The sequence below is a fragment of the Pseudomonas sichuanensis genome, assembly GCF_003231305.1.
GTDB lineage: Bacteria > Pseudomonadota > Gammaproteobacteria > Pseudomonadales > Pseudomonadaceae > Aquipseudomonas > Aquipseudomonas sichuanensis.
Map to the genome: position 1 here is coordinate 1 of NZ_QKVM01000098.1, position 7245 is coordinate 7245.

Below are 7245 nucleotides of genomic sequence, written 5' to 3' on the forward strand. Positions count from 1 at the left end.
GTTGGAGTGGACGGAACTGGAAGCGGACATGCCTGAGCCCTCATGAAGAACATCTGTGACGGCCACACTCAATACCTGCCGCCTTGTTCGAAGACTCTAGTGGCGCAGCGAAGCTCGCACACCTGGCATATTTGCTAGTTTCGAATCGATCAAACGCAGGGTAAAAACCATTCCTAGGTGCCCCCAGTACCGTGCCTACATAGGAGACCGCCATGCAGCCAAAAGAAGCTCAATGGTCAGACGACTGCGGCGAAGATGACGTGCAAGGTTCGGTCACCGCTGCTGTCGTGCATGTGCGTCAGTCCCACAACCTGACGGTCGATCTGCAATCCTTCACAGACGACGCCAAGCTGGTGATTCTGCCCTACACCAACATGGCGCCAGGCCATCAGGTGTATCTGTACTGGGAGAGTGCCGGCCAGGGCGCATCCTGGGAGGACACCTGCATGATCGACGAGCAGAATACCGACCTGCCCCTGATCTTCGACCTCCCGCGGGAGTACTTGCAAGCCTCGGTCGGCCATGCCAACGAGCTCTACTACATCGTCGACTTCAATGGCCGGGAGCTGGAGTCCAAATGGCAGGTATTCAACGTTGTGCAGAGCCAGCCCGAGCCCAACGATTACCTTGCGCCGCCCTACATCGAAAACGTGCCGCCAGGCGAGATCCATCCCGAGCCTGGAAGCGTGAAGATTCACTTCCAACGCTATGCCGACATGTCGCCCGGGGACGAGGTGATTCTGTATGCCGACGGCGTGAATGGCAGCGAGCTCATATGGAAGCAAATCGAGGAAGACGATACAGGGGAGGACTCATTCTTCCTGCGACTGGATGAAAGCTTTCTCAATGATCACCAGGGCACGACTATCACGCTGCTCTATGCATTTGCCCGCGAGGGCAAAGCCCTGAGTGCCAGACCCTTGAGCCTGAAGGTGAGCGCAAAGCAGGTATCCGAGCCAGTCGCGCACCTCAGGGAGGCCCTCGACCTGAACCTGTACCTCAAGGACTTCCGGAACAGTGCCCACCTTACGGTGCTGCCTTATACAGACATGGTTGCGCAGGACCAGTTGAATGTGCAGCTGGTGTTTCCGGGTGATCCGCCAAAAGATCCTGTAACGCTTGACTACGAAGTCCCCGCAGAACAGGTTGGCGACCCGATCACCTTAGAGCTCGAACGCCAATACCTCGTAGCAGGACGGGACATCGAAGTGAGCTACTCCGTCGTGCCAGCGTCAGGAACAGACAAATCCCTGCAATCGGACTCTCAACGATTCGCCATCATCGACGACCGTTCGCCCTCTGAGTTGCGCCTGCCTGATCCATTCATCGAGGGCGCTGTTGACAATATCCTCTACCCGACACCTGAAGGGGTATCGGTCACCATCGCGCTAGGTGAGTCGAACGCCGTCGGCGATCATGTGCTGTTCTACACCGACGGCAGATTGCCAAGCGTTACCCAGTGGAGCCAGGTGGGGCCGGATGAATACAGCGCCGGCAACCTCCAGTTCACTTTGGGAGCCAAGCTGTTGAACGAGAACGTCGGCGAGTTCATTTCGCTGCAGTACCAGTGGGGTCGCATGGGAGCAGCACGCTCCGGCCGCCCCCTGAACTTCGATATCGTGCAGTTCGAAGACGCTGTGGTGAAATCCCGCATGCATGTCAAGCAATCGCATGATCTGAGCATCGACCCATCGACATTCAAAGGTGATGCGCTCGTCACGCTGCTTCCCTATCGATTCATGGCCGAAGACGACGTGATCACCCTGCAGTGGGAAGTGCTCGACAGCCCGATTGAGCCATACGAACAGAGCCATCGGGTCGATACGAACGAGCCCGGCCAGACCATCACTTTCAGGCTGCCACATACCCTCGTGGAGGCCGCTGACGAACATCAAGTCCGTATCAGCTACAGTGTCCGAGCGACGGGTAGTACCGATCTGCTGCAGTCCCTCAGTCAGACCCTGACCGTCGGTGACGCCAGCACAAAACCCCGCTTGCCCGCGCCGATTGTCGAACGTGCGAATGACGGCGAACTGCCGCCGGATGCAGGTCCTACAACGGTTCTGATCGATGCCTACCCTGACATGAAAATCGGGGACGAGCTGATTTTCTATGCCGACAGTGCCTGGCCGCTGCGCAGTCCGTCCTTGCGTATCGGCAAGAAAGAGATGGACGAGGGTCGATTCGCATTCGAGCTCCCCGAAGCGTGGCTGATCAGCAACGCCGGTTGGCCATTGACGCTGCTCTACCAGGTCGCTCGCACCAATCATGCGTTGACCAGTGAATCGTTGCGGCTCGACATCGGCGAACGCCATGACTCGCCGGCCACAGGCACGGTGCTACATTGCCCGCACGCACATGATCGTATAGTGGACCTGGCAACGTTCGAAGGCGACAGCATGCTGATATTGCTGCCCTATCAGAGCATGGCAGTTGGTCAGACGGTTGAAGTGTTCTGGCAATTGGCAGGTGAGCCATCCTCCGAAAAGTTGGACGAGCGGGTCACAGGACCGGAAGATGTAGGGCAGACGATGTCATTCGTGTTGTCGCGACAGCGCCTCGACGCTATGACCGACCGCCTCGTTCAGTTGTATTACAAGGTCCGGTTCGGTGACCGCCAGATCGAATCGAGTCGGCAAGACATTCTGGTCGTCTACGACACGCCTCCATCGGAGCCCGCGCTCGAGGCATTGCCGATCAAGGTCGTGCACCCCGACACCGGCAACTTCGTCCTCACCTTCGAACTGTACGAGGGAGCCCAACTGGAGGACGAGCTGGTGTTGTATGCCACAGGCGCCGAACAACCCAGGCCTCAGTGGCTGCGAGTGCACCAGGAGCATCTCAACGACAGCACCGTCACCTTCTACCTCGCCGAATCTTTCCTGCGGGCCAATCTCGACAGACACATCACGCTGCAATATCAATTCGCGCGCCCTGGCCAATGCCTGAGCTCGCAGCCCCAAACGCTGCCGGTCAGCATGCGTTCGGCGCGCATGCCCAACACATGTGCCCATTTCAAGGAGGCACACGACCTGACAGTCGACCTCACATCCTTCAGTGGTGATGCCCACCTGACCGTGCTGCCCTACCCCGACATGGCCGAGGGCGATACAGTCGCCGTGCGTTGGGAGGAAGTACAAGCCCCTCCATCGGGAGCCTCGCCGATCGAGCACACAGTATCAATCGACGAAGTGGGCCAGCCACTGAGCTTTGATCTTCCCCGAAGCAGATTGGTGCCGAACGCCATTTTCCACATGAGTTTCACCGTCAAGGCGCCCAACCGACCGCTACGTGAGTCCGATATACAGCGGGTGCAGGTCGTCGATGCCCCCTCCGAAGGTATCGAGAAGCGCCTGCCGTCGGCTCAGGTCGAGGGCGCTATGGGTAACGAGCTGATCGGGCCGATACACAGCGCGAAAGTCATCATCCCCGCCTATCCGCGCATGAAACTCAACGACGAAGTGCTGTTTTACATCGACGCCGACTACCCTGTGCCCACACAGTGGCTGCGCATAGAAAATGAAGATGTATCCCACCTGTACTTCGAACTTGACGCCGAATTGCTGCGAGAGCATTGGAATTCCTTCATCGACTTGAGCTACCAATATGGCCGCCAGGACCAGGCATTGAGTGCCGAGCCACTCAGGCTTCATATCATTCCAGCCGCCGATGCGATCGAAACCTCACTCGTGCACTGCCAGCATTCCCACGACCTGGTGATCGACCTCAAGTCGCTCGAGCAGGATGCAAGCCTGGCAGTGCTGCCCTATCAGCACATGCAAGCAGCGGACGAGCTCACGGTATTCTGGACGCCCTACAGGAACGGCGTGCCGGAAACCACGTTCCCCCTTTACCACACCGTGACCCCTTCCGAAGTGGGCAAGGTAATCCCCTTCACGCTTCATCGCGACCAAGTACAGAGGGCCAAGGGCAGCACTGCCCGACTGCGCTACAGCGTCCAGGCCAAAGACTCCTTGCTATCCAGCGCTGAACAAGAATTCAAGGTCGTGGAAGGGTCCCCGTCGCCCAGGCCAAGGCTGCCAGCGCCCTTTGTGCAGGGAGGCGAAGATGGCACGCTCCCTCCTGACGTCAACGGTGCGAAAGTCATCGTCAACGCACCCAATGCAATGGCCATGGGTGACGAGTGCATTTTCTACTTGAACGGCCTCAAGCCTTTTACGCCGGCCGGACAGAGAGTAGGAGAACGAGAGTTGACCACTCACTTGCTGGAGTTCAGGTTGCCGGGCACCTGGTTGGTCCAAAACGAGGAGCAAACCGTAACGCTGTTGTATCAATTCGCCCGCCACCAACACGCACTGAGTAGCGAACACCTGCAACTTCGCATCGATAAGCTGCAGGTACCGATCAAGCCCGGCCCCGTGGTGCATTTCCAACAGGCGATCAATAGCCAAGTGGCAATCGCCACCTTCACTTCGTCAGGGCTGCTCTACGTACTGCCCAACGAGCACATTGCCACGGGCGACACGGTGACTTTGCACTGGCAGAAGATGGATGGCCAGACGCCCGTCGGGGCCCCTGGAAAAATAGTGGAACGTTCGGTCGGCCAGCCGGACGAGCCTGTCGAATTCACGATGGACCGCGATCATCTCAGCGACGCGGTAGGCTACAGACTCCAGTTCCATTTCAGCGTCATTGCCTCAGGCACAGGCGATCTGAAATTCACCTCGGACCCGCAGACCTTCACGATCACTGACAACGACCCTCCCATGGCTCCACCGTTGACTGCCGCGACGGTCGAGGGCGTGGTCAACGGTAGCCTGTTCCCGGGAGCGGAGGGCGCCAAGGTGGTGATCGACGCCTATGAAGGCATGCTTGCCGAAGATGAGGTGATGTTGTTTGCCGAGGGCATCGGCGCGAATGGTGCCAGGCCTGAAAGGCACTGGCAGCGCGTCGAAGCAGAACAGACGCTGCTGGAGTTCAAGCTGACCCCGAGCTTTCTCAACAACAGCAAAGGCAAGCCATTTGCCCTCCACTACGCCTGTGCCCGCCCCGGCCTGGCACTGAGCGGGCGCAAGATCGTCCTGCAGGTGCTGGAAAGCCTGAACCTGGCTGCGCCGACCAATCTTGATGGCAGTGAGCTTGCGGCGCAATGGCTGCGGGAAGGTACCACATTCAAGATCGGGGCCAATCCTGTGCTCGACACGGGAACGGTGGAGCTGAGTGTGATGGACAATGATGCCCTCTTGTTCAGCGTCGGCGCGTACCGGCAAGACAGCGACAAAAACCTGTTGCTGGACGTTCCAGCAGCATTGGCCATGCTGATGATTGGCGCAAATGACAACACCTTGACGGTGCGGTATCAATTCACCAACTCGAGTGGTCAAACCACCCAGTCGGCCGTGCTAGCGCTGGTTGTCAAAACGCTGGATAAGGATTCACTACCCTGGCTTCAATGCACACAGGCACAAGGACGAACCACCTTGCCACTTTCGCGCGCACAGGGATCAAGTGAATATGTGTTGCCAGGTTGGCCGCTCATGGCAGTAGGGCAACGCGTCCTAATTGTGGCTACGGCATACGATAAAAATGACCACAGTAAATCATTCACGATTTGCGATAACCCCGTCACCCAAGCTCAGGTAGACAGCAAGGCATTTACCTGCAGGGTTGCCAATTCCAGTTTTCTCGACAAGTTGCTGTTGGGCAGCTCGATACGGTTCAACACGAGTATTTTCCTGAGCGCTTCCAACGCCGAGATCAAACTCAACGTCGTGGATATCACCTTGAGCGCCAACTGATCAGAAACCGAACAGAGTCGTCGACCTCACCCAGACACGGGAGTGACAAACGATGCTTGACTTTCAAGCTGCACAGCCTACAAAAGCTGTCATTCAACCGTTCGTCGAGGCTGTCCATGAAAGCCTACGCATCCCCTACCTTGTGGATCCCTCTTTCATCCTGGAGGGCGAGCGTCGATGGCATCTGGATGGGCCAGGCGCACTGGACCCCGAAACCGGGCGCTACAGCGCGAGCATGGATGAGGACTCCGATCAGGCAACCGTTTCATGTCAAATCTGGAGAAACGATGTTCTGCTTGCAGAAGCCATCAGCACAGTGACCGTAATCCCGTCTCCCGGTGAGGAAGACAGTTGGCAGACCCTGACCAGTTTCAACTTCACAGCCCCGGCTTTTCTCAATACACCCGAGACCGCTCTGTATGCCAATGGGCATCAGCAAATGGAACTGCATATCGATCCTCAGCCCGTAGGCGAAGCCTTGATTGCCCCTCAAGAGCTGGAAACGATACGCGTATTCGATTTACTCACCCATCAGGAAGTGGCCGTTTTACCCGTTGATCCGGGAGATAATCCGGTCTTGAAGGACGAGAGCATTCATTGGGCCACGGCCCGATTACCCAACAGATACAAGGCTGCCAGCTCGGGACAACCCATTCTCCAGCGGGCCGGGGCTGCGCCGGTGGAGCGATACCTGCACAGCCTGGCGACCTCTGATAACTCGCGAAAATTCTATGCCGGTCTCCGGGACAAGTATGGTTTCTGGCATTACAGCAACAGCCACACCCGAAACAATACTATTTTTGTCAAGGCTCATCAGCGGTCACTGAGATATCACGAGGACGTTCGAAGAATCAGCGGCTTCAACATCGAACCGACACCCGGGGGTGATTCGAACATCTATCACTACAACTATGAAACTCTAGAGTATTGGATTTTTTCCATCGCCAACTTCAAGGCCAGGGAACTCAATTATATCGGAGAGAACAAGTCGATGATTCGCTGGGAACGCGACAGTGCGAATGTACGGTTCTGCAGTTTCACGGGAGTCATTGTCGGAAAAGACGATCAACGAAAGATTCTCTACGACAAGGATGCACTGCAAAACATGGGCATCCCGGACAAGCACTTTTTGGCGGGTGACATCGCTATCGATGACGATCAGATTGCTGTCACCAACCACCGCATCATGGATACCTACTACCGACAGGGTGAAGAAGAACAAGGGCTTGCAGGGCCAATACTGCTAGAACTTATCGACGAATACGGCAGTACTGTACGAATCGAAGTCAAGTACGGCAGCAAAGGGGAAAGCAATCATAGGAACTTATTGTATGCCGCCTTCAAGACAAGTTAGGGCGTGTACGAAAGTCACCGAGCGACGGTCAGGCATGGCGTTGGTAAAACGGGATGCCCTAACCGGGAAATGAATGGCCATTCAAACCAGCTAAGGCCCACCATGACCGCTTCCAGCTCCATCCACTCCAGT

The 7245-nt window shown here is 56.8% G+C and carries 2 protein-coding genes; both read left to right on the plus strand.

The genetic code is table 11. From position 1 onward, the window contains the following. Window positions 1-212: 212 nt before the first annotated feature. The gene (locus DM373_RS27940; protein ID WP_110996564.1) at window positions 213-5759 is read left to right on the plus strand and encodes a hypothetical protein; all 5547 of its coding nucleotides are present in this window, start codon (window positions 213-215) and stop codon (window positions 5757-5759) included. 52 nt (window positions 5760-5811) lie between these two features. Beyond that, a complete protein-coding gene (locus DM373_RS27945) occupies window positions 5812-7113 on the plus strand; it encodes a hypothetical protein (protein WP_110996565.1) in 1302 nt (433 codons plus the stop codon). The last annotated feature ends 132 nt before the right edge of the window (window positions 7114-7245 follow it).